This is a genomic window from uncultured Ruminococcus sp. (assembly GCF_937915125.1).
Taxonomy (GTDB): domain Bacteria; phylum Bacillota; class Clostridia; order Oscillospirales; family Ruminococcaceae; genus Ruminococcus_C.
Map to the genome: position 1 here is coordinate 19,352 of NZ_CALDMP010000053.1, position 24,973 is coordinate 44,324.

Sequence of the window (24,973 nt, forward strand, 5' to 3'; positions counted from 1 at the left end):
TCCATTATTCTACTGCTGCCAGCTGCTTTGCCAGTTTCACTGCATCTGCTGCATTTTTTGAATAACCATCTGCGCCGATCTTATCGGAAAATGCCTGGGAGATCGGACCGCCGCCAACCATGACCTTGAACTGATCCCGGATGCCCCGTTCGTTCAGAATGTGGATCACTTCTTCCATGGCGTCCATTGTGGTTGTCATAAGGGTGGAAATGACAATGATCTCTGCCTGGGTTTCTACGGCAATATCCACCAGCTTTTCCGGCGGAACATCACGACCTGCATCTGTGACATCGAATCCTGCAGTATCCAGCATCAGTACCACCAGATTTTTTCCGATATCGTGCGTGTCTCCCTCAATGACGCCCACCACAACTTTGTGCTTCTCCTGAGAACTGTCCACTGTCAAATAAGGCTTCAAAATATCAATACCCACGTTCATTGCATCTGCACAAGACAGCAGTTCCGGTACAAAATATTCTTCCTCTTCAAACAGCTTTCCGGCTTCTTCCATGCCGGCTGTCAATCCCTTGTCAATTGCCTCGAATGCATCTATGCCTTCTGTAATACACTGGTTTGACAGACGATCTACCTCATCCTCGTCCATATCTACAACTGCCTGTGCCAGTGCTTTCATCATCTTTTCAGACATATCTATTACCTCTTTCTTTTATATAATTATATGAATCATATCGAAATAATATTATTACAAAGCGAATTACCCTTGATGTCTCTATGCAAATACTGTCAGACTTTCTGCTGATACTGATGTGCTGTCTGTACCATGGTCTGTATGTTTTCCAATGGTGTTGCCGGTGCCAGGTCGCAGCCCGGCATCAGGATATAACCGCCTTTTTCCCACTGTGCATTTTCAATACACGATTCCGCCTTTGCTTTGACTGTAGCAGTATCGCTCATGAGCATGACTGCACTGGGATCCAGTTGTCCCGCAAATGCCATTTTACCGTCCAGTATTTCACGAGCATAGGCTGTTTCAACTTTATAGTCCATGGAAAACATATCTGCGCCTGTCTCCGGCAGTACCTCTAAAATTTTATTGGTATTGCCGCAGATATGGATCATTTTAGAAAACACGGAACTATCCATCTGTTTATTGACCTTTTGCAGGTACGGAAGCGCAATTTTCTCAAACATTTTACGGCTGATCATATCGCCGGAAGCACACGGTTCTGCCTGGGAGATGTGTTCCGCACCGGCATCCACAAACATCTGGTAATACTTCACACAGACCTCCGATGTGAAGTCCATCATGTACTTGACACCCTCCGGATCCTTTCGCAGCATGATCATAAACGGTGTTGCGCCGATCATCAGTTCCGCAAGCGTCATGGGTCCCCATTGACTGATGGCAAGCATGGTCTGATCACCGATCTTTTCTTTCATGATCTTTGCGCTCTCTACCATTTTTAAAATGCCCTCGTCCTTTTCCAGTGCGGAAATGTCCAACCTATCTACATCCGACGGCTTTTCGATAAAGGGCTGTGTCGTTGCCGCAGCACCACATACCGAAAAATCTGTCTTTGCACCAAGGGATCTCAGTGCCAGATGGTTGCAGCCGGCTGCACACCAGATCAGGTCAGATTGGATCTTCTCATTGGTACGGATCCAGTATGCTGCGGATTCTTCCGGCGCCATATCGAACGAATCCTGTAGTGACCTTCCGCTTTGGTTATATGCCCAGACGCCGCCTGAGAGAATCATAACCGGCACACGCTCGGTTTTCTCTAATTTTACTGCCTTCTTGAATATTTCCTTTCCGGTCAAGTCTGCCACCTTCTCTTTCATACTTTTCATATAGAAACAGTAGGATTATGTTGCAACACTTTATTCTCACCTGATCTATGCCTATATTTTACGCCAAAATCCAGAGATAGTAAAGATACAATTCTCGATTATTCTATAGGGACAAAAGAAAGATGATTTTCCTGACGTAAGAACGAAGCAGCAATATAATGAAATAACTTCGCACAGAAAACCTTAAGGCAATACCACACATAGATCATGCAGTATTGCCTTGTTCATCTTTATTTTACCATGATTTAGATGATTTCACAGAGGCTTTTCGAGATTCCCATAAGATTCTTCAGGCTTAAGGCAACACCGCACAAAGAGTGCCTGACGACTTTGCACGTCATACGCTTGCATCTTTTCTGTCATATTTCACAAAAATGCTCGTGAATACACAAAGTATTCACTGCGCTTTTTGTTTCATCTGACGAAAAATCTGACGGCGCATCTGACGCACAATCTTTGTGCGGGATTGCCTTAAATAGTTCTGAAACCATTCATTAAATATGAACATTGTTTTTATTGCGCCATTCTCGCGGCGAAACGCCATATATTTTTTTGAATGCTCTGGAAAAATGTAACTGATTGGCATAACCAACTGCACTGCTGATATCACCAATAGAAAGTTGTGTGAGCTTTAGCAATTCTGTTGCCTTCACCATGCGATATTGCAGTAAAAACTCCTGCGGCGTTTTTCCGATAGCTTCTTTGAAAATCTTTCCGAAATAGCTTCGGTTCAGTCCGCATACTGCCGCTATATCTTCTACAGAGATGTCATTCTGAAAATTGTGCTCAATATACATCAGTGCTTCGTGGAGATAAAAATCCCGAAGCTGACTGCCATGATTCAGGTGCATTGAAGCAGAGGAACGTGCCAGATAGTCCAGAAACAGGTAGAGGTGACCGATCAGATGAAAAGGGGAAGAATCCCGGTTTTTTGTCAGATACAGCATTTCCTGTGCCATTTCTTCCCGGAGATTCTTAGAGTTTGCACGGTAAATTGGAGTGTCTGGTGTCAGCCCGGCGGTTTCCAGAATGGTTTTGACGCGAAGCCCGTCAAACTCGACCCAGACATACTCCCACGGCAGATGCTGGTCTGCAATGTATGTGGTGATCTGACCGGGAAAGATCATAAAACCCTGCATACTTTTGACAGAATAGGTCTGTGTATTGCCTTTGCTGTCGTCCGCCATCAGGATTCCGGTGCCGGAAATGACATAGTGAAACAAGAAATGGTTTCGTGCTGCGGGACCAAAGGAATGCGCCGGCTCGCACTGTTCCCAGCCAAACTGGTACAGCCCAAGGTCTACAAAGTTCTCACTGGGAAAGACAGAAAAAATCAGATCATGCATGGATACAGTCCCCTCCTTTGTTGTATTTTTTTACAATAAATCGTTGCCGTTATTCGTTTATATGGAAAATATGCCCCATCATTTCTATTGTAACATGAAATATGCCAAAATGCAAGATGATTTATATTATATGCTAGAAAAAAAGCATATTGATATAAACTTGTGGAATCATGCTATTTACGAAGCGCAAAATGGTATGTTATAATGAAAGCATCAAAAACGCATACGATTCTGGATGCAAAGGAGGAAACTGTATATGAAAAATCGAAAACTGGTACAAGGGATCGTGTTATCCGGCGCAGTGCTGTCGGCTTTTCTGCTCCAGGGCTGCGGCAGCGAGAGCCGTAGTGATGGAAAGACGGAAGTCACTATGCTTCAGTACAAACCAGAAGCTGTCGGCGCATTTGAAGAGATGGAAGAGCGGTTCAATGCCACCCACGATGACATTCACCTGACCATCGAATCGCCCAACGAGGCTATGACGGTTCTGAAAACACGCTTCATCCGTGAGGACTATCCGGACATCATCGGCATCGGCGGCGATATCAACTATTCCAACTTCCTGGATGCCAACATGTTCCTGGATCTCTCAGACTTTGAGGGCGTTGACGATATCAAGCCGGCGTATATGGATATTGTCAAGGAACTGGAATTCATTCCCCAGGACGGGGTCCATGCACTGCCCTATGTGGCAAACTGTGCCGGTATCCTCTACAACAAAGACATGTTCGAAGAAAACGGCTGGGAAATTCCAGAGACCTGGGGCGAATTCACCGCACTGTGTGACGAGATACAGGCTTCCGGTATGCAGCCACTGTACTTCGGATACAAGGACACCTGGACTTGTCTGGCACCCTGGAATGCCCTTGCAGTGGGACTTGCACCATCAGATACATGCAGCAGGGTCAATGCCGGCGAGACCACTTTTACGGAAGAATATGCCGAAGTGGCAGAAAAGATGAAAGTGCTGCTGAAGTATGGGGAGCCAAATCCCTACGCCTACAGCTACAACGACGCCTGCACAGCCTTTGCCAGAGGCGAATCGGCGATGTATCCCATCGGCAGCTATGCCGTACCCCAGATCCTGTCGGTGAATCCGGATATGAACATTGATTCCTTCACCTTCCCGGCAAATGAAAACGAGGCAGACAACGTGCTCAATTCCGGCGTAGACCTGCAATTCTGCGTCATGAAGGAAACGAAAAACAAGGACGCTGTCTATGAGGTGCTGCGTTTCCTGTACGAGGATGAGACCATTCAAATCTATCTGGATAACCAGAATGCAGTGCCCTGTAAGGAAGGAGACTTCACACTGCCGTCTATGCTGGACGGTATGCGTTCCTATATTGACGACGGCAGAATGTCTGACTTCCACGACCACCACTATCCCAGTGAAATGAGCGTGGATGCCATGATTCAGACATATCTGATGGATGACAGCGACAATGCGACAGAGACATTCCTGGCAAAGTTCGATAAGGAGTGGACACGCTATAACCGGGATCTGATTGCAAAAGTACAGGCTTATGAAAAGGGGGAATAAGTCATGAAAAAGAGAAGAGCGATATCCAGCCGGGATAAGACCTATTTGCTGATGATTCTTCCGGCACTGATTCTGTTTGTGGCATTCAATACCATACCGCTAATTACCGGTGCGGTCTACAGCTTTACCAATTACAGAGGTTACGGTGATTTTGATTTTGTGGGACTGCGTAACTATATCGACCTGTTCAGTGACGAACGTGTGCGCAATTCCTACTTGTTTACCTTTAAATACGCCATTGCCGGAACGATTCTGATCAATGTTCTGAGTCTTCTGCTTGCTATGGGACTGAACAGCAGAATCAAAGGCAAGAGCGTACTCCGTGGAATTTACTTCATCCCGAACATTCTGGGCGGACTGATTATTGGTTACATCTTCAGCTTTATTTTCACCTATATCATCCCGGCAATCGGAAAAGCTGCTCATATTGGTTTTCTGGAAAACAGTATTCTGGCAAGTGAGAAATATGCCTGGATTGGCGTGCTGATCGTAGGTGTATGGCAGGCAGTCGCCATGAATACCATCATTTACATTTCCGGCTTGCAGACAGTGCCTGGAGATATTTACGAAGCAGGTATGATCGACGGCGTAACACCGTGGCAGAAATTCTGGAAGCTGACCTTCCCCATGCTGCTGCCGTTTATTTCCATTAATCTGATTCTGAGCACCAAGAATATGCTCATGGTATTCGACCAGATCGTCTCCTTGACAAAGGGCGGTCCGGCACAGAGCACAGAGTCCATCTCCTACCTGATCTATAAGAACGGTATGGACGGCGGACAATTTGGATTCCAGAGTGCAAATGCAGTATTATTCTTTATTGTGATTGTGGCATTTGCCATCATTCAGATGAAAATGACAGGGAAAAAGGAGGAACAGCTATGAAAAAGGCAAAGAAGATCGGCGGTACCAATGTGCTGCTTACAGTATTGCTCATTTTGGGATGTGTCACAGTACTTTTCCCGCTGTACATGGCGGTCATAATCGCATTCAAGAATCCTTCGGAAATGACAAATGACATTGCCGGCGCATTGTCTTTCCCCAGCCATTGGAGTCTGGATAATTTTGCAGAGGCAATGGAAGTCACAAACTTCTGGCACACCCTGGGGAACAGCATCCTCATCACAGGCGTGACCATCGTACTTTCTCTGGTGATTCATTCTATGACGGGATATGCCATCGGAAGAGGCATGGCACGGAAAAAGGGCTTCAAATTCGTGTACTTCTACATTGTCAGCGGTATGTTCGTACCCTTTGCCATCCTGATGATGCCCCTTGTAAAAGAGACAGCCCATCTGGGACTGGACAACCGCCTTGGTGTTATCCTGCTCTATGTGGTATTCTACATGCCCATGAATGTCATGCTCTACAGCGGCTATCTGAAAAATGTCCCCATTGCCCTGGAGGAAGCTGCTGACATTGACGGCGCATCAACCTGGAAAACCTACTGGACGATTATTTTCCCCATGATGAAGCCCATGCATGCAACGGTTGCCGTTCTGACAGCCCTGGGGACATGGAATGATGTCATGACACCCCTGGTCATTATGTCCGGCTCGGAAAATACCACACTGCCGCTGGCACAGCTGAATTTCCAAACCCAGTTCGGTACGAATTATAACCTGGCATTTGCATCTTACCTGCTGGCACTGATCCCCATTCTGATTTTCTATATCTTCTGTCAGAAACAGATCATCGGCGGTATTGCAAATGGTGCAGTAAAGGGATAAGGTGAGAATATGAAGCTGAACAATCAAAGGTAACACCGCACAAAGAACACCTGACGGCTTTGCACGTCATATGCTTACCAAGCCGTCAGGCGTGATTGAATCAGTGATTTCTTAACATCCTATCACTTCGAAATATTCAAATAGGCAATTTATATCGCGCGGGTTAACCATAACTTCGTGTGATATTCCTGCAATAAGGGGGAGATATTTATGTCCATTCGTGTTGAAGTACAGAAAAATGAGAAAATTTTCTACATTGAAACAGAACATTCCATGTATCAGATGAAAGTAGACAGATATGGCGTATTGAAGCATATCTGGTACGGAAAACGTACCGGATGGGATATGGATTATTTACTGCATTATCCAGATGTAGGCTTTTCAGGCAATCTCTACGATGCCGAAAATGACAGAACTTATTCCCTGAACACACTGCCCCAAGAATACTCCTGTGAAGGTGTCGGTGATTTCCGGATCTCTTCCATTGCAGCAACGCATAAGAATGGCAGCAACGCGCTGGACCTGCGTTACAAAAGTCATACTATGAAAAGTGGAAAATATATGATTCCCGGACTTCCTGCTGTGTATGCCAATGAGGATGAAGCAGAAACACTGGAAATCACGTTAAAAGATACTGCTTCTGACATCGAAGTGACATTGAAATATGGCGTATTGGAGCAGTTGGACATTATTACACGAAGCACTGTGATTCGAAATAGCGGTGTGAATTCCGTGACACTGACAAAGGCGGCAAGCCTTTGCCTGGACATTCCTCACGGTGACTGGAAATGGATGCACTTTTTCGGCAGACATACAATGGAACGTCAGCCGGAATGTGTACCGCTGATGCATGGGATTCAAGAAAGCTCCAGTACAAGAGGAACTTCCAGCCATCAGCAAAATCCAACTGTATTACTCTGCGAGCCGGACTGCACCGAAACAAATGGCAATTGTATTGGAGCGGCACTGATGTACAGCGGAAGCTTTCAGACACAGGTGGAGCTTGATCAATTGCATCAGGTGCGTCTGGTCATGGGAATTCATCCGGATTTATTCCGCTGGAAATTGAACCCTAACGAAGAATTTTATACGCCTGAGGTGATTCTATCCTACAGTGCCACAGGTATGGAAACTTTGTCGCATCACTTCCATGAAGTGATACGAAAACATGTTTGCAGGGGGAAATATCAGCTTGCAGAGCGGCCTGTACTTATCAACAACTGGGAAGCCACCTATTTTGACTTTGATGAAAATAAAATTTTAAAAATTGCAGAACAAGCTTCGGCATTGGGCGTAGACTTGTTAGTATTAGATGACGGCTGGTTTGGAAAACGTGACGATGACTGCTCCGGATTGGGTGACTGGGTTGTCAATACATCCAAACTGCACGGCGGTCTGAGCGATCTTGTAGAAAAAATCAAGGCATTGGGCATGCGGTTTGGAATTTGGTTTGAACCGGAAATGGTTTCGGAGGACAGTGACCTATATCGGAGACATAAAGACTGGGTCATTCAGATTCCTGGTAGAAACCCCATGCGTGGGCGGTATCAGCTGGTACTGGATATGACCAATCCGGAGGTGCAAGAATATCTTTATCAGACCATCAGTGGTATTTTGAACAGTGCAGATATTTCCTATGTGAAATGGGATATGAACCGCAGTATCAGCGATTGGTATACCGCTTGTTTGTCCGCTAAGAATCAAGGTGAAATGCCGCATCGTTACATTCTAGGACTTTATAATCTGCTGGAGCGGCTAACTTCCGCTTTCCCAAATGTACTCTTTGAGGGATGCAGCGGCGGCGGCGGACGGTTCGATGCAGGAATGCTGTACTACTGCCCGCAAATCTGGTGCAGTGACGATACAGATGCCTATGAGCGCACGAAAATTCAATATGGCACTTCGTTCTTCTATCCGATTTCCACAGTTGGTTCTCACGTTTCCGCAGTTCCGAATCACCAGACCGGAAGAAAGACACCAATTGAAACCAGAGCAATCACTGCTATGGCTGGAAGTTTTGGTTATGAATTGGATTTGAATGCATTGTCCGAAGAAGAAAAACAAGCAGTTGCAGCACAGATTATACGATTCAAGAAATACAGTCCTCTCATTCACAACGGAAACTATTACCGTCTGAGCAACCCCATGCAGGACAAATATGCCGTCTGGGAATTTGTATCAGCCGACCAGACGGAAGTATTGGTGCAAGGCATGGTATTTCGCACAGAACCGAACATGCTGCAATACCGGATTCAACTGCGGGGTCTTTTACCGGAACAGCGGTATCGCCTGGAGGAAACTAGCGCAGTATATACGGGAAATGCATTGATGAACGGTGGTATTCTGCTGCCGAAAACATGGGGTGATTATGCGTCGTTAGAATTGCATTTGCGAAGAACGGAGGATTGAAAATGAAACTGCAAACATTGATGCAAAAGCTGAAGGATGGCGTTTTTGATGAGCACAAGCTTTCTTGGCGAATGCGATGAGGTACAACACATCTGCATCGGTGTTCCGAATCAGGTGAAAATGAAAAGTTCCACCAATGACAATAATATGCCTAAATTATTGTTGTATCCGAAAATTCATTAACATATCAATCGTATTTTGAATAAATGAGAAATGCCCTGTGTACAAAACACAGGGCATTTGAAGGCGATATCAAATACATATATATCTGAATCTGCAAAGTTGAATTTTATAAAAGCTAAAAAGTGGCTATATTACGAAAAAACAAGATATTTTCCAACTTCGAAAAGTACACATTTTGGGTGAATAATTTTAAGCAAGAAAAAAATCTTGTTTAAGTCTAAAAATAAGGCGAAAACAGATATAAAGTCAATTTGAGTTTTGCGGATTCGAGTCTGAATATCCAACCGTGTAAATGCCAATAATAGCCACAAAAGAAAGTGGAGATATTGGTATGAAAAACAGGAATCATGGATTAAGCGAAAAGGAAATGGAACTGGTAAAGTATCTGATGGCAGACTGCCAGAGCACAGGGGATATTAGAACAAACTGAAGCGTCTGTTTGCCGGAACAATTGAACAGATGCTGGAGGCAGAAATGGATGAGCACCTTGGTTACGAAAAGAATTCTATTCTTGGAAACAACACCGGAAACAGCCGCAACGGCTATGGAAAAAAGACAATCACCAGTGATTACGGCGAGTGCGAAATTGCTGTGCTACGTGATCGCAATGGTGAATTTGAACCCAGAGTGATAGAAAAAAGACAAACGCGAACAGACGAAATCGAGCAGAAAATCATGGCGATGTACGCCAAAGGAATGTCCCAGCGTGACATTGAAGATACGTTGCGTGAAATCTACGGTTCGGAGATTTCACAGGGCTTAATTTCTCGCATTACCGACAAAATTCTTCCTGAGGTAAACGAATGGCAGAACCGTCCGTTAGACAAGATTTATCCGGTTGTTTTCTTTGATGGAATCGTATTCAATTCCCGCAAGGATAACAAAATTGTCAGCAAATGTGTGTACTCCGTTCTGGGAATCAATATGGATGGACAGAAAGAGATTCTGGGTACGTGGATTTCAGAAAACGAGTCTGCCAGCTTTTACGCAAGTATTTGCTCTGATCTGAAAAATCGCGGTGTTACGGACATTTTTATTGCTTGTCATGATAATCTGACAGGACTGTGCAGTGCGATCAACTCAATTTTTCCTAAGACGAAAAATCAACTTTGCATTGTTCATCAGATCCGGAACAGTTGTAAATTTGTGCCCTACAAGGACAGAAAAGCAGTATGCGCAGATCTGAAAAAAATCTACGGTGCAGTCAATCTTGACGATGCGGAATTTGCAAAAGAGGAGTTCCGTGAAAAGTGGGACAAGAAGTATCCGAACATTCTGAAATCCCGATGATCGCACCAATGAAAGATATGGCAAAATATTTTGCAATGTAAAGTCCTCTGATGCCGTTGTTTGTAAATCCAATGGCTTTCATCACGCCAATTTCACGGAATTCCTCGTTCATAGTGAAGTTGATCGTAAAATGAAGAATCACCATAGAAATCAGAATCAGACATATGCTGACAATCAGAACAATCGCTGCAATCAGCATATCCATAATGTACATCAGCTTGATTCCCGAATAGTTGACATTCATGATCGTCTGCAAATCAAGATTATAAAACTGATCCATAAATTCCGGATCATTGGTATAAACCTCAATGGAATCCATGGTGCTTACCTGTTCACTGTGAAACAGCTTAAAGTCATTTTCACTTACCAGAAAACGTGTCGTCCCAATCATTGCCGAACCGAAAAGAGCGGCCTTTGTATAGCCCTTCAAAGTGAATTCCTTTTTGACGCCGTTTGCTTCTATTACTATTTTACAGCCCTCATAAAAATCATTTTCATCAGAGTTGAAAATTTCGGCGGTAACGTAAATCTCGCCGTCACGCACTTGGGTCAACTCATCGGCATTCCTGTCAAATACCTTTGTTCCGCTTATGGTTGATAAGCACAGGCTGTTTCCGTATTCAAACTGATCGCCGCTGATCGTAACATTAACAGGATCAATTTGAAGAAGCTCTGTACAGCTGTATACATAGTCGTTATCTTCGGCGAAGGTTTCAAAGCATTCCGTTTGTTTTTCATCCGACATTGCAAACCAATAGTCGGGGACGTTGGCTTTTTCAAAATAGCTGTCCAGCGCAGTGGAAATGGTAAACAGATTGTTTGCACTGCTTGCAATGAACATCGCCGCCATTGTAATGAAGATCAACAGAATGACATTCATGGTCTTTTTTCGTTTCAGGTCTTTTTTAAGTATTCTGAGGTACATTTTCATGCTCCTTTCATTGTTGTGATTCCATTGTAGCATGAAAATTATTAAATAATCCTTAAATGGAATTTCGGAGCAAAAAACACTTTCTGATCACACTTCTGAAAATCAATACAAGAAGCCTCACTGCTGGTACATAAATGCTCACCAAAAATGTCTAATTTTTTTCTGATTTGTTCGAATAAGGTATATCAGAAAGTAACAAAGGTACAATCCCTTCCATACTGATCAGCATAATTCAAAAATTCATATAAATTTACTGACAGAACTTTTGCATTCGCTCGAATTCTACTTGTATTTCCGATAGAAATATGGTACAATGATGGTGGATGAGTATTGTAGATAAAATAAGGAATAGACACTTTAGGAAGGGGTATGAATATGGATCAAATTTCATTTTTTGATGATGAAGTCATTGAAAAGTCTGATTCTGTGGGGATGCTTAATGTTGTGAAACTGGATTTTGTGCAAGGGGCCTCCCTTTGCTGGAAAGATCTGTTTTCCGGATTTGACCATCTTTATGCAATCACCTACTCTTCCGGAATCGGGTTTGTCAGCAAATTACTGGAACTGTTTGATTCGGCGGAAATCATTTTCGGCTGTGAACAGGTAATGTCCTATTCGCTCAATGAAGTCATGGCATATCAGACAAAGCTGATCGAGCGAATCCGAAGCTCCAAGGCAAAGGATTCCCTGATCACAAGAATCCAAGAGGAAACACTCCGACTCTATGTCACCAGAACAAAACTGTCCCACGAAAAGATCTACCTGCTTTCCGCGGATGACGGACGTAAGAGAGTTGTCATGGGCTCGGCAAATATGTCCTATCAGGCATTTGCAGGGCATCAGCGGGAAAACATTTCCTATATGGACAGTGATGAAGCATATGATTGGTACATGAACATCTACCAGTCCTTGAAAGAGGATTGTACGGATGAAATCACGGGAAACGCTCTGCTTGTTGCGGATCATTGTGAGCATCTGGATGAACTGCCTATTTCCCAGACAGTGAAGGTAAAGAAGGCACTGGCGATCGTTCCGGATGAAAGTAGTGCGGAAAATGTGGAATTTGCACTGGATGTTTCCAATCTTTCTGCAAAAATAAAGCCTTTGAATCCAAAAGCGGATAAGAAAGGAAAGATACTGCTGTCACCTACCAAAATCGTATCCATGCGCACTCATGCGAAGGAAACACAGGAACGTGAAAAAGAAACACGCAAGGAGTTCCCACAGCTGGTGCTTGATACGGACAATGGCACGGCAATGCTCAATGATGTGAAACTTGATCTCCATCCTGTAGATGATGAGATTCGCAATGATGTGGTGCTCTTCCTGCAATATATGGACGGCTACAAAAATTTCCATGGTGATTACGCCTACATGCAAAGGCGATACTTTGAATTTGCCAACTGGTTTTTCTGTACACCGTTTATGGGGATCATGCGTGATACGGCGATACGCTACAACCAGAATACATTACCGTATCCGATCTTCGGACTTGTGTACGGACAGAGTAAAGCAGGAAAGACCAGTTTTCTGGAAACTCTGCTCAAGATGATGATCGGGCAGAAAACCAGAATGGCTGCCCCCGAGTTTACAAGAAAAACAATTGATGGTCTGCGTTATGAAGTAAAGGGAGCACCGATTATTGTAGATGACCTCACACAGACAAGATTCACACAACATGCCATCGAAACGATCAAGAACGATGCCTTTGGTGTATCTGAAAAAATGGTGCATTATCCTGCGGTCGTCATCAGTGCCAATGAGGATGTAAAAGCCGTTGCGCCTGAAATCATCCGCAGAACTGTGATCTGTAGAGTACAGGCAGGTCTAACAAATACTGAGGTTATGAAAAGCAGCATTGTACGAAAAGTGCAGAAGAATATCGGGACGGCTTTTTATCGGGAATATCTGCACAGGATGTTTGAATATGTGCCGGAGCTAATTGAGGACATGAAGGATGACGACATTGATGCTGCACCGGATATTTTAAAGCTATCCTCGGAAGTGATTTGTGAAATACTTTCGGAACATGCTGAACACCTGCCCAAATATGTCCGAAAGCTTTCATTGCAGGATTATTTCAGTGAGAAGGTAACAGGAAATCACGCTATCCAGACAATTCGCACTGCATGGAAAACAAGTCGGAATTGTTTTGACATTGATAAAAAGACAAACACGATCCGATATAACGCTGGACAATCTTATGACGCTGATCGTATCATTAAGGAATTGCCCGAAACGCTTGAACCTCGAAAATCCCGTGAATGGGTGATTATGAATCTGGATGAAGCAAGGGATTTCTTCGGAATTGATTTCAAAATGACATTATTGGATAGGATTAAAAAAGGATAACAGGCTATGTAAATTTCGAAAATAATACCGATATGTTTTAAAATTATATATGTTTCATAACGTATCAAAAAAACAAGGAGTTGTCTGCACATAGGTACATTCAACTCCTCATTTTTGGAAATTGGAACATGGTGATTGGACTCTAAACAGAGATTTCCTTGGGCAACACCGCAAAAAGAGCGCCTAGCGGCTTTGCACGTCATATGCTTGCATATTTTCCGTCATATTTCACAAAAATGCTCGTGAATACACAAAGTATTCACTGCGCTTTTTGTTTCATCTGACGAAAAATCTGACGGCGCATCTGACGCACAATCTTTGTGCGGTATTGCCATAAATCTATCCAGATTGCAGGGCGTCTTCAGGCAAACAATATTTTTCATGGCGGGATTGTGCTAACAGATTGTCAGGAAGATCCTAACACATTTTCTGAAAAAGTGTTAGAATAATGATAGAAACTATGAAAAGTACACGAGAATCTGTACAATGTTAAACAATTTCAGGAGGGTAATATCATGAATAGAATCATATCCAGACTGGTTGCGTGTTTTCTGTCCTCGGTCGTATGCCTGAACGCAGCAGCACTTCTGACTGCCGGTGCAGAGACTGCCGCGCTGACAAAGGACACTGCTGTGGAAACATCCAGCGGTATCACCATCAGTGCCGACAAGATCAGCACCAGCAACTACAAGGACACCCGGTACAACAATCCGGTTTCTTCCGACTTCTTCTGCGCCGACCCGACCTCAGTCGAATATAACGGCAGACTCTACTTGTTCGGCACGAACGACCACGAACAGTTTCTGTCTGCGGGACCGAACAAGGACAACACTTATGAAAAGATCAAGTCCATGCTGGTATTTTCCACTGATGATATGGTGAACTGGGTGTATCACGGCGAGATCAATATCGGCGAGATTGCACCGTGGATCACCAATTCGTGGGCGCCCTCCGTGGTATCCCGTGTAGAAGATGACGGACTGACCCATTTCTATATGTATTTCTCGAATAACGGCCTTGGTGTAGGCGTTATCACATCGACTGACCCCGTCACTGGCTGGACAGACCCGCTGGGACAACCTCTGATTTCCACCAGCACCCCCGGGATCGGCGACTGCCCGAATCCCTTTGACCCGGGGGCAGTCATCGATGAGAATGGTGTAGGTTGGCTCTCCTTTGGTGCAGGCAAGGGATCTTCCGGAACGGACTTTATGCCCGGCTCTGCTCGTATCGTACAGCTCGGAGACGACATGGTCTCCTTTGCCAGCGATTTCAAGGAAATTCCGGCTGCGTATCTATTTGAAGCGAGCGAGCTGAACTATATTAATGGTACATATGTCTACACCTACTGCTCCGACTGGAGCGACCACACCGAGCAGTGGCCCTATGACTGTCCTGCGCCTGCCGGCTGCGGCATGGTCTACATGACCACCAAGACACCGCTTGACCCGGAAAGTTGGGAAATGAAGGGCGAGTGCTTCGTGAATCCGGGTATTTCAGGCTTTGATTACTCCAACAATCACACCCATATGCATAAGTTCAAAGATAAGTGGTATATGTTCTATCACACCCTTTCCCTGAAACGCGGCATGGGCATCACCGGCAGCTACCGCAGCATGGGCGTGGATGAGATCGAAGTAGATGAACAGACTGTTACTATCACAAAGGACGGCGGCACCAAAAAGGGTGTCAAGGCAAACGGAAATCTGAATCCGTTCAATGTCAATCTCGCCTCTGAACTGAATAATACAGCGGAGATCGAATACGACCTGACTGACCAGCACGCTCCGACAGTCGGCAGCAAATCTGAAGGCTCCTGGTTCAGCGTGCGCAGTGCTGAATTTACTTCCTCAGGGGAAAATGAAGAGCCCACAACACCCATAGAGCTGACACAAACCAATATTGATACACTCCAGTATAATATCACTGTACTGAATGTGGATGCACCGACTGTTGTCACCATGCATCCGGCAACCAACACAGGCACGGATATGAACTGTTCCGTGGAAGTGAATGCTCCCGGAAAATACACCCTGACAAGCGATATGGGCGGTGCAAAGGGTCTCATGAACATGGGATACTTTACTGCGGAGAATGATGTTCCAATCACCTTTGTCATTGATAGCATCGTTGTGAACAATAAGTACACCATCGACATTACCGCTGAGCTGACCAATACCAGAGAATGGGCGGACGGTCTGCGCAACATCTGGAACGGATTTTCTGACGGTGATAACGTTTACGGTGATGAAAATGCAGTATTCCGCTATGTGGGTACTGATGATGCCATTGAACTGTTTGTCTCCGAGTCGGCAGGTAGCGCCGGAGGAAATGCGCCGCTGCTCGAAACTCCTGTGAAATTCCTTGCAAGCGTAAAGGGTATAGGCAGAGTTGAAGTACGCCTTGACAGTCCGACTGGTGACATTCTGACAAGCATTGATTTTGATACACCGGATGCATTCACCACAATTTACAATAACGAGGTTGCAGCCATCGGCGGCACCCATGATCTGTACTTCGTATTCTCGGATGCAGGAATAACGATGCAGTCGTGGTGCTTTGCCCCCCAGGAAAGTACAGAACTCGTCCGTGGTGATGTAAATGCAGACGGAAACTTTACAGCGGCAGATGTTGTCATGATGCAGAAATTTCTTTTAAATGCAGGAAAATTGATCAACTGGAAAGCCGGTGATCTGAATGAGAATGAACGGATCGATGCCTTTGACCTTGCGCTGATGCGGCAGGACCTTTTGAAAAAATAACAACATAATCTTTCCATGCAAGGATATTACTGAGTGAGCTGCATTTGCTTTGTCAGCAAGTGCAGCTCATTCTAAGGAAGCACTGATTAAATCTGGTGCGCAGATTGTACTCTACAAGCATAAACTGCGTCAGATTTTTCGTCAGATGAAAAAAGTGCAGTGAATGCTTTGTATATTCACGAGCATTTTTTGTGAAATATGACGAAAAATATGCAAGTAAGATGCATGCCAAGCCGTAAGGCGTGATTTAATCAGTGCTTCTTTAGAATCGCAATTCCTTTTGCAAAATACTTCCCCGAACATAAAAACTGCTGCACCCTCACATTTGCTTTGGTGCAGCAGCTCTCTTGCTGTGAATAAAATTATCTCTTACTCAGTCTTTTCAAATACCATTTCCGTGCCATCATCCTCCATTTTTAGCTTGCCGTCCTCCATGGTGTATGAAATCTCTTCACCGTCAGCGCTGATGACGCCGTCTTTCCATTCGATGTCTTGGGTTTCCTCCTCACCCATTACCAGCTTACCGGTTCCATCATCATTGAGTTGGATATACATTTCAGGCGCTTCCATGTCCATTTCGGCATACATGGCCTCCATATCTTTCATGGTGATAGTCTCCCCATCATCTGTCATGGAGTAAAGGTCATACCGACCGGCGTCGCTTTTTCCGCAGCCTGTCAGGCTCAGTGTTCCTGCCAGTGCTGCTGCACAAATAATGGATACAAATCTGAATTTTTTCATACTGCATTCCTCCTAAATATGAAATAGTTTGTGGCATTTCCGTCTGCAACCGGCAATGCCTATATTTTACGTTATCCAATAACGCAAATACAACTTAAAAGTCTGTGTCCAACTGAAACAGGATCAATTCATCCCATGATTGATCCGAACGCTCCTCCACCATGGAGACATAGATCTTGCCGTCAGGAGCTTGATACAACCCGCTGATCCAAGGATAGTCGGTACCAAACAGTTGGCCATCATCTGCTGTTCCCAAATAATTTCCATCGTTGTCCCAAAGCGTGATATTTCTCAGGTTTCCGTCAACGGCCAGAATCCCGTTTTTCGTTTGAATTGTACCGGTGATACTGCCTAAGGAATCGCCGTCAGATCCGGACAAGGTTTTGATGTATGCGCCATCGTGATCCAGTACAAACACCTTATGTCCGCTATCATCCGCAGCGCTTCCGCTGATGACAATGTAATCCTCTGTGACAAAAACGTCACTAATGAGATCAATCAAATCTGATTGGATGGAAAGTGCTTCTTCTTTTATGGAGCCGTCTTTCTGGATGGTGATTTTGCTGACATCATCGACACTGGTGAAGAATTCAACGCCGAAGCTTCCATCAGGACTAACAGCAAATTCGTTTTCAATCTCCGGCGCATCAGTCTGCTTGCCATCACGATAAACTAAAATTGGAGACATGAAAGCAGAAATGTAGACATTGCCGTTGTTGTCCGCTGACATATGGTCATAATCCTCTTCCAGTTCGATAGTCTCCTGCAAAGCGGCATCAGAGCCGTTCAGAGAGAAAATATACAGGTGGTAGTCACTTAACACATACATGGTATTGCCTGTGACCACGACCCGGTTATCGAAAATATCGTTGGGCAGAATGCTCTCTGAGGCAATGAGCTGGGTTGCCGTGAGACTGTAGCTGTCCACCTCAACGGTTCCGGTCTCTGCCACAATGGGCGCGCCATCCCAAGGATAGGGCGCATCCGTTTCGCTGCCCTCCGGCAGTGTGAAGGTCAGGCTGTTGATCAAGCTCTGGACATCCTCGCTGTCGTAATCTCCTGAGACAGAAATGTTCACAGACATCTGTGCACCCTCATTGCGGTATGCAAGCAGGGTTACCGGTTCGCCCCAGTATTCATATTCCGCTTTCACAAAGGCGCAGCCATTCAGTTCGACTTTTTCCAGCTTGTCGTCTGCATAATCTCTGAGATCAATTCCATAGCTGACAAGATTCTTCCGGTAGTCCAGAGAATCTTCAGTGTTCACAATGATCTCTACAGAACGTTCCACATAGTCATCGCTGTCCCGGGCTTCAAAAGTGTGGGAAGAATAGGTATCATTTTCCGAAGTATAATCCTCGTTCTCCTGTAATGTATCGGGGATAGAGCCTTTCCAGAAGGTAGTTTCCTTCTGTGCGCCATCTGCCTCTGGTGCCTCTGTCTGATCGGGTTCACTGCTGTTTTCCGCCTCTGTGACAGCTTCTGTAGCAGAGGACGATTCGGCTTTGCTGCTGTTATCCTTCTGGCTGCCGCATCCAGCGACGGTCAGGCACAGATTCAGGCATATCATTCCCACAATGATTTTTTTCATACGCATATGTATTCCCTCCATTTTCAATTGATTCTGCCTTGTGATTTCTTACTAAAACCTGTTTCACATCTTATTTGCATGTATCTTTTCGGCGAATGTTGCTGCTTTGAACGGGATTGCTTTAAAACGGATCCCCGCACTGAGGACAAAATCTTGGAACTACCGCGCCGGGTTCCGGCATCCAGCCACACTTGTCGCAGCAAAATGCACCTGTTGTCTGGGGCTGTGGAGCACCACAAGTCTGACAGAATTTGCCACTGTTTTGTGTGCCGCAGGAACAGATCCATCCGCCGGGAGACACTGTGCCAGGCTGAGGAACAGCAGCTGTCTGGGAATATACCGGCGCTGCATTGTACCCATTCTGCACAGGCATATTGTGGGGCATCAGCAGGTTGCGCAGCTCATACAGCTGGCCTTCATATTTGTGATAGTCCTCGGTAAAGCGGTTTTCGGGACGATTCCCCTCCGACAGCTCCAGACTAATGCTGCTGAACCAAGGAGAATTCACGGAGATTTCTACGGCAAACTCATAGTGATAGGTATAGCGGGGCGGACGGTAGCTTTCCCGTTTGCCATCGGCAGTTTTCCGATAGATCTCCTCCCGGTGTTCCTTGATGTCGGTATTGCACGAGATCACCTGAGAAAGGGAGAGCAGATCCGGGTTCTCATCCTGCCAGTTGGCACGGCTCGTCACCAGAAATGTACCTGCTGCCACATCCACGTAGATCTTTCGATGATCGCCGAATACGTGGGTGGGACGAAATCCCCCAAGCTTTTGTTTGTTTTCCTCACGGTATGCAAGCTGCTGTTTGATTTCTTCCACCGTTGCGTGCTTTCTGCCGCTGAAAAGCGGAGAAAGCTTTCCGGCGCATTCCTTGCACAGGTTTCCGTCCTCCAGCTTCCGGTTGCCCAGCACCCCGATCTCGCCGCCGCAGACAGAGCATTCCTTTTTTTCGAAAAGGTTTCCAAATAGTCCCATGTCAAATACCTCCTTTGGGATTTCAAAACAATCGACAAAGCTGCCAGATAGTACTGCATTCCGCAATCGACAGCAAAATTTACTGCATTACAACGTATCAACCACCGCAGAAAGATAAGTCGCCGAAACAGAGCTATAGATGAAGTTGTCAATGAGCCCATCTTTTTTTGCCTGAAGCACCTGCCGTGCCAGTGCATTTTCCGCGTTTTCATCTACAATCAGAACGACCTTGCAGTGAGGACTTTTTCTCTTTACCGCATGGCTGATCTGAAGCCGTTCCATCAGTTGCCAAGGCGAATTTCCTGACACTTCCATAAGGAGCGCATATGGCTCACAAAGGCTGCAAAGATCTGCCGTTTTCTCTGGTTTTTCCACTCTGTGGACATCGAAGTCCGAGTCGGAGCGCTGCAGCACCTGTGCCACGGCATCGGCAAAAAGATAATTCTGCATATCCACAACGACCCTGCGCATATCCTCACCACACTTTCTGGAAATCAGATCTTATACGAATCATCTTGTCTAAATTATACTGTTTTTTCAAAAAAATGCATCCCCCATTTGGGGGATGTGGGCTAATTTTTCTAAAAAAATTGCCCGATCATAAAAAACCGGGCAATTTCTCAAAATCCATTCACAATCAATCGTTTGCTCATGACCATGGCAGCCAGCTTAGTCTTGGAAGTGAAGCCAGTCTTTTGCAGCATACTGCCAACCTGAGATTTCACCGTTTCAACGGACACACTCAGGGAACCTGCCATTTCCTTATAAGTCATTCCCTCCACAAGAAGCCGCAGCACCTTAATCTCTGCGTCGGTGAATTCATAGCTGGAGGCGTTGCCGATGCGAACCTCTGGCATTATGTCCGGATAGACAGATTCTCCCCGCATGGTACGCTCCACCACTGTCATCAGTTCCGTCTGGCTAACATCCTTGAACCAGATGCTGTCCGCCCCAACTGCTTTGGCACGATGCAGATAACCGGCATCCAGCATAGAAGTAACGATAATGACTTTGATGTGGGGAAAACGTGCTTTCAGAAGCATTGTGGCATCAAATCCGCTTTCGTCATTTTCGGTGCAAACGTCCATCAGCACCAAATCTACTGGCCTCGATGCACAGAGTTTTTCTGCAAGGCCTGCGCTGGAAATGGAACCGGCAAGGTTGTAATCCTCACTCTGCCTGATATAATTTTCCATGGTTTCCCGGATCATGCGCTGATCCTCTACAATCAATACGTGTTTCATGGTGTTTCCTCCCATCTCATTGGAACAGATACCGACAGTTCAAATCGTGGTTGGCTTTTGACCTGCATGATTCCGCCTTTTTTCTGGATCCGAAGGCGCAGGGAGGACAGCCCGCCGCCCTCGCGAATCTCTTCCTTCGGTACTGTGCCGTTGTTGGTAATGACCACAGAAGCCATCTCCTGATGGCAGTGCAGTGTAACGTATAATTCATCAGCACACGCATGGCACGCAGCATTTGTCATACACACCCGTATGGCCGCCAGCAAAAGCTCCACAACCTCTGTGTTTTCAGGGAAATCTCCGCTTATCTGGATGTGAATACCAATTCGTTTTGCAGCATCGAGCAAGCGCATGAGAGAATCTTTTTCCTCCATGCGTTCATTTTCGTGCTTCAACAGCCGCACCGCGTTTTTCCATACCGTCAGGTCAAGTTCTTGCATGGGTCTGTTCTGCTGTAAAAACTTTCTTGTAGCAATAACACTTCTGCCAATATCATCATGGACACGCATTTTCATATTGAGGCTCTCCTCCTCGCGAATCAGTGCGATAATATTGGCAGAGAGGCGGCGCATTCTCTGTGCGTATTCCTCCAGAATGTAGTTGTCCTGCTCCAGTTCCTTCTGACGACGGTACAGCTCTGTGACATTAGCAGCCGTGATCTGGGTATAAGCGCTTCCATCCTGCGTGGTGATTTTCTCCTGTGAAAAACGCCATGCACTGCCGTCATGAAAAAGAAATATGCCGTTGCTATTCTGATTTCCAGAAGTGCTGCTGTCAAAGAGCTCCTGTAATTCCCACAGGCTTTGCAAATCTCTGCCGGTCAGGGCAAAGATGAGACGGTGCATCTGGTAATTGCACAGTGTCACCATGCCGTTTTTATCAAAAAAACAGACACCTGTTGGGAGATTATCAAAGGCCTCCTTGACGGCATTTCGTTTGAGACGACTCATACCCCATTCCCTTCTATCGAAAGACGCAGAACAAGCTGCCATTCGCCGTCCTCATCCCGATTGACTGTAAACTGACCGGAAGCCAAGAGAAAAAAATCAATGTCTGCATCTGTGTTTAACGTCAGATAAAAGAAATCCTCCGTTTTCCAGGCGTAAACTGTGAGACAACTCATGTGATCCAAAGAAAGTTCCATGATCCTTTCAAAAAAGTCGTACATTTTTATCAGGGAAACAGCTGGAACGGGTTCTGTCATGTCCGAAGCAAATCCACAGGTCACGCCGTACATCTCCAGATTGTTCATGGATTCCCCAAACGTCAATGAAAGCTCTCTTGCATCCAGCAAAGATGCTTTATCGGCCAGAAACACAAGATTGCTTCGCCGTTTCAGATAAGCACCAATGACCAGCATTTTTTTCAGCAGTACGCATCGAGCTTCGTCTGTTTCGGCTTTTTCCGTCTGCCTGATCAGCTCATCCATAAGACAAATCTGTGGTGCTGTCTCCTGCTGGATAATTCGGTACAGGCGTTCCTGTTCCGCAACGTGCGCCTCACGGGCTTTGACGGCGTTTTCCTCTTCCAGGAGCCCATTGCTGTCCTCCAGATTTTCCTTGGCTTCTCTCAGTGCATCCAGCACCTCCAGAAGTGCCGACATATCTTCTGACCAGATAACATGCCCGCCATGTATGGGCGCACTGGAAAGCCGTATGCCGCCATCCAGCATGACAAAGCCGTTTTCTGTCTGACGAAGCACCGAAGGATTCACGCGCTTTGCCGTTCTGGAGGACAGACAGACATGGTATGCTTCGTCAGTGATTTGTGCACCCACAGTTGAAGCGTCAAATAATTCCAAATAGTGGGTATTCGCTTGAATAAACCCGCACCGAATGCAGAGTTCCAGCGTCGCAGCGTACATGAGACACATGACTGCCGTCATATCCCCAGCAAGAAACAGCAGCCATTTGATTCTGAGAAAATACAAGCTGAGATATAGAATCAGAACCGCAATAGGGATGCAAGGAAACAGAATCAATCTGCGGCTGCCGGAAACTCTACGCTTTCTGCACAGCTCGACCAACATGAAAATGCCACACAAAAACATCCAGATGGCAAGCAGATAATAGCCCACAGCATAACCATTATCTTGATCCGTCCACACAGCCGCTTCTGCCGGAAAGGTAAATACAAGTTGATGCAGATCGTTTGTCATGACCAGCAGGAAGAGGATAGTTGTGGGCAGGTACAAAAGCCCCGCCTGTTTCGGCAGACAGTAGTTCTCCGGTTTGCCAATGGACATGGCCACAAAAACGGCAAGCAGCGGAATGAACAGCAAGGGCAGATAATACAGATACCAGAGATGCCGTGTAAGGGTGGGATGAAGCGTCGAAGAAACAAAATGAAATTTCAGGGTTCTTACAAGAAACCAGAACACCATCAGCGCAGCAATGGCAGTCAAATACCGTCGCGCCTGCTTTTGAATGATCCGGTTCCGCAGGGAAAATCCCCATGCAAGAAAGAGGGCAAGGTAAATCAGCGCACGCACCAGACCCATCTCATGGGAATAGCTGTCTCTGATTCCCGGAATACGGCATATATACGCAATCAATAACAGAACAGCAATGGGTATCATTTTGCAGAGATCCTTTTTGCTTTGCTTCGTCACCGCAGCACACCTCACTTTTTCTTGAGTTTTATCGCACAAAGAATGCCAGTCAGCTTTGCACGTTCTATGATTTCGCTTGTTTCTGATGGATGATCCTTGTGGCATTTCCCATCACGGAGCTTATGAAAAACGGTAATTTACTTCGTCAGATCCTCCCAGGTCACATCTGACCCCACAGAAACACGTGCATAGTACAGCAGGATCAGGTATGCATCATCTGCATCCAGATCGCCGTCCTGGTCAATATCCGCAGCCTCGATGAGCTGTTCTTCCAGTTCCGGTGTGTCGAACATGGTGTGCTCCTTGCCCACCATTTCCTCAGCGTAGTATACCAGAACAGTGTACGCATCGTCTGCGTCAATTTTGCCGTCCTGGTTGGCATCGCCTTTCAGGATCGTATCCGCAGTGCCTGCTACCGTGAAGGCAACATCCACAGAGCCGACATAATCGCCGATGCCGGAAATGGTCAGGGTATAATCCCCGGCATCCGTTACCACAAAGTCTCCCTCCAGGACATAATCCACGCCGCAGGTCAATCGTTCACCGTTGTAGGAGACGATGGGTTCCACATACTGTTCCGTGCCGTCGCAGGTGATATCGTCCAGCTGAACGGAAACCGTATCGGCGGTCAGCTCCGGATGGGTCATGCCCACAACGAAGAGTTCTGCGCCTGCAAAGCCGGTTTTTGGGATGAATTCTACGGTGAGACAGCCATTCGCATCGGCAGCCGCCTGAGAGATGTACAGGAGGTTTTCGCCGGAAAAGGGCGCTTCTGCTTCGCTGGACTGCATGATGTAGAAGTTGTAGATTTCGCCGGGGGTCAGGTTAGTGAAATCGGCGGATTGAAGCGTGCCGGTTTCCACATCGGCGGTGTAGCTTTCGGCGATGGGAGAGGAACCGTAAAGGGTGGGTTCTGCGGCGGCTGTGGTGAGGTCGGGGGCGGTGGAGTTGTAGTGGATGGTGGCGTTGATTAGCTCATCATTGTCAGAGCCTATTGTAATTGCGTTCCATTCGGCTTCTGTGCCGGTAAAGTATACATCAGTCAGATTATCACAGTCCACAAACGCACGATCACCAATCGAGATCACACTGTTGGGAATGGTGATGCTGGTCAGACTATAACAGCACCAAAACGCATCATCACCAATTGAGGTCACACTGTTGGGAATGGTGATGCTGGTCAGACTTTTACAGCACCAAAACGCATCTTCTCCAATCGTGGTCACACTGTTGGGAATGGTGATGCTGGTCAGACTATAACAGCCCAAAAACGCAGAATTTCCAATCGTGGTCACACTGTTGGGAATGGTGATGCTGGTCAGATTATCACAGCCATAAAACGCAGAATCTCCAATCGTGATCACACTGTTGGGAATGGTAATGCTGGTCAGACCTTTACAGCACCAAAACGCATCTTCTCCAATCGTGGTCACACTGTTGGGAATGGTG

The 24,973-nt window shown here is 45.9% G+C and carries 18 protein-coding genes and 1 pseudogene; 7 read left to right on the top strand and 12 right to left on the bottom strand.

Features of this window, described 5'->3' with window-relative positions; genetic code table 11:
- Positions 1–4 precede the first annotated feature (4 nt).
- The 3 genes from Q0418_RS05200 to Q0418_RS05210 all read right to left on the bottom strand — a co-directional run bounded on the left by Q0418_RS05200 (position 5) and on the right by Q0418_RS05210 (position 3,158).
- Positions 5–649, bottom strand: a complete 645-nt coding sequence (locus Q0418_RS05200; RefSeq protein ID WP_298482889.1) for a corrinoid protein — start codon at positions 647–649, stop codon at positions 5–7.
- Between the two features lie 95 nt (positions 650–744).
- Positions 745–1,782: a uroporphyrinogen decarboxylase family protein gene (locus Q0418_RS05205; protein WP_298482890.1), complete on the bottom strand. Its 1,038-nt coding sequence runs from the start codon at positions 1,780–1,782 to the stop codon at positions 745–747.
- 524 nt (positions 1,783–2,306) lie between these two features.
- The gene (locus Q0418_RS05210) at positions 2,307–3,158 is read right to left on the bottom strand and encodes an AraC family transcriptional regulator (protein ID WP_298482892.1); all 852 of its coding nucleotides are present in this window, start codon (positions 3,156–3,158) and stop codon (positions 2,307–2,309) included.
- Between the two features lie 256 nt (positions 3,159–3,414).
- Here Q0418_RS05210 and Q0418_RS05215 point away from each other — a divergent pair, with 256 nt between their 5' ends.
- From Q0418_RS05215 to Q0418_RS05235, 5 genes and pseudogenes are all read left to right on the top strand, one after another.
- Positions 3,415–4,701: an ABC transporter substrate-binding protein gene (locus tag Q0418_RS05215; RefSeq protein WP_298482894.1), complete on the top strand. Its 1,287-nt coding sequence runs from the start codon at positions 3,415–3,417 to the stop codon at positions 4,699–4,701.
- A gap of 3 nt (positions 4,702–4,704) precedes the next feature.
- Positions 4,705–5,586 (top strand): carbohydrate ABC transporter permease, encoded by an 882-nt coding sequence (locus Q0418_RS05220; protein WP_298482896.1) that lies wholly within the window; start codon positions 4,705–4,707, stop codon positions 5,584–5,586.
- The gene (locus Q0418_RS05225) at positions 5,583–6,431 is read left to right on the top strand and encodes a carbohydrate ABC transporter permease (protein WP_298482898.1); all 849 of its coding nucleotides are present in this window, start codon (positions 5,583–5,585) and stop codon (positions 6,429–6,431) included. Before Q0418_RS05220 ends, Q0418_RS05225 begins: the two co-directional genes overlap by 4 nt.
- Before the next feature lie 210 nt (positions 6,432–6,641).
- Entirely contained in the window at positions 6,642–8,840 is a 2,199-nt protein-coding gene (locus Q0418_RS05230; RefSeq protein WP_298482901.1) for an alpha-galactosidase, read from the top strand.
- 609 nt (positions 8,841–9,449) lie between these two features.
- Positions 9,450–10,307, top strand: a pseudogene (locus Q0418_RS05235) (IS256 family transposase); the annotation flags it as partial.
- On the opposite strand, the gene Q0418_RS11005 reads toward Q0418_RS05235, so the two are convergent.
- Positions 10,228–11,277 carry an FtsX-like permease family protein gene (locus Q0418_RS11005; protein ID WP_317336724.1) on the bottom strand — a complete coding sequence of 350 codons (1,050 nt, stop codon included), beginning with the start codon at positions 11,275–11,277 and terminating at the stop codon, positions 10,228–10,230. The pseudogene Q0418_RS05235 and the gene Q0418_RS11005 sit on opposite strands and share 80 nt — an antisense overlap.
- 342 nt (positions 11,278–11,619) lie before the next feature.
- On the opposite strand from Q0418_RS11005, the gene Q0418_RS05245 reads away from it, so the two are divergent.
- Together Q0418_RS05245 and Q0418_RS05250 are read left to right on the top strand one after the other, a co-directional pair.
- Complete coding sequence (locus Q0418_RS05245) at positions 11,620–13,596, top strand: phospholipase D family protein (protein ID WP_298482903.1); 1,977 nt, start codon at positions 11,620–11,622, stop codon at positions 13,594–13,596.
- Between the two features lie 515 nt (positions 13,597–14,111).
- Entirely contained in the window at positions 14,112–16,358 is a 2,247-nt protein-coding gene (locus Q0418_RS05250; protein ID WP_298482905.1) for a family 43 glycosylhydrolase, read from the top strand.
- 369 nt (positions 16,359–16,727) lie between these two features.
- On the opposite strand, the gene Q0418_RS05255 is transcribed toward Q0418_RS05250, so the two are convergent.
- From Q0418_RS05255 to Q0418_RS05295, 8 genes are all read right to left on the bottom strand, one after another.
- Complete coding sequence (locus Q0418_RS05255) at positions 16,728–17,099, bottom strand: hypothetical protein (RefSeq protein ID WP_298482907.1); 372 nt, start codon at positions 17,097–17,099, stop codon at positions 16,728–16,730.
- A gap of 94 nt (positions 17,100–17,193) precedes the next feature.
- Entirely contained in the window at positions 17,194–18,696 is a 1,503-nt protein-coding gene (locus Q0418_RS05260) for a hypothetical protein (RefSeq protein ID WP_298482909.1), read from the bottom strand.
- A 115-nt stretch (positions 18,697–18,811) separates the two neighbouring features.
- The gene (locus tag Q0418_RS11010; protein WP_317336725.1) at positions 18,812–19,669 is read right to left on the bottom strand and encodes a DUF4428 domain-containing protein; all 858 of its coding nucleotides are present in this window, start codon (positions 19,667–19,669) and stop codon (positions 18,812–18,814) included.
- 87 nt (positions 19,670–19,756) lie between these two features.
- Positions 19,757–20,119, bottom strand: a complete 363-nt coding sequence (locus tag Q0418_RS05275) for a hypothetical protein (protein ID WP_298482910.1) — start codon at positions 20,117–20,119, stop codon at positions 19,757–19,759.
- Between the two features lie 170 nt (positions 20,120–20,289).
- Positions 20,290–20,913, bottom strand: coding sequence for a response regulator transcription factor (locus tag Q0418_RS05280; protein ID WP_298482912.1), 624 nt, complete (start codon positions 20,911–20,913; stop codon positions 20,290–20,292).
- The gene (locus tag Q0418_RS05285) at positions 20,910–21,863 is read right to left on the bottom strand and encodes a sensor histidine kinase (protein ID WP_298482914.1); all 954 of its coding nucleotides are present in this window, start codon (positions 21,861–21,863) and stop codon (positions 20,910–20,912) included. The genes Q0418_RS05280 and Q0418_RS05285 overlap by 4 nt, the downstream gene beginning before the upstream one ends.
- Positions 21,860–23,491, bottom strand: a complete 1,632-nt coding sequence (locus tag Q0418_RS05290) for a histidine kinase N-terminal 7TM domain-containing protein (protein WP_298482916.1) — start codon at positions 23,489–23,491, stop codon at positions 21,860–21,862. Before Q0418_RS05290 ends, Q0418_RS05285 begins: the two co-directional genes overlap by 4 nt.
- A gap of 170 nt (positions 23,492–23,661) precedes the next feature.
- Positions 23,662–24,973: leucine-rich repeat protein (locus Q0418_RS05295; RefSeq protein ID WP_298482918.1), on the bottom strand; the 1,312-nt coding region annotated here is incomplete at its 5' end.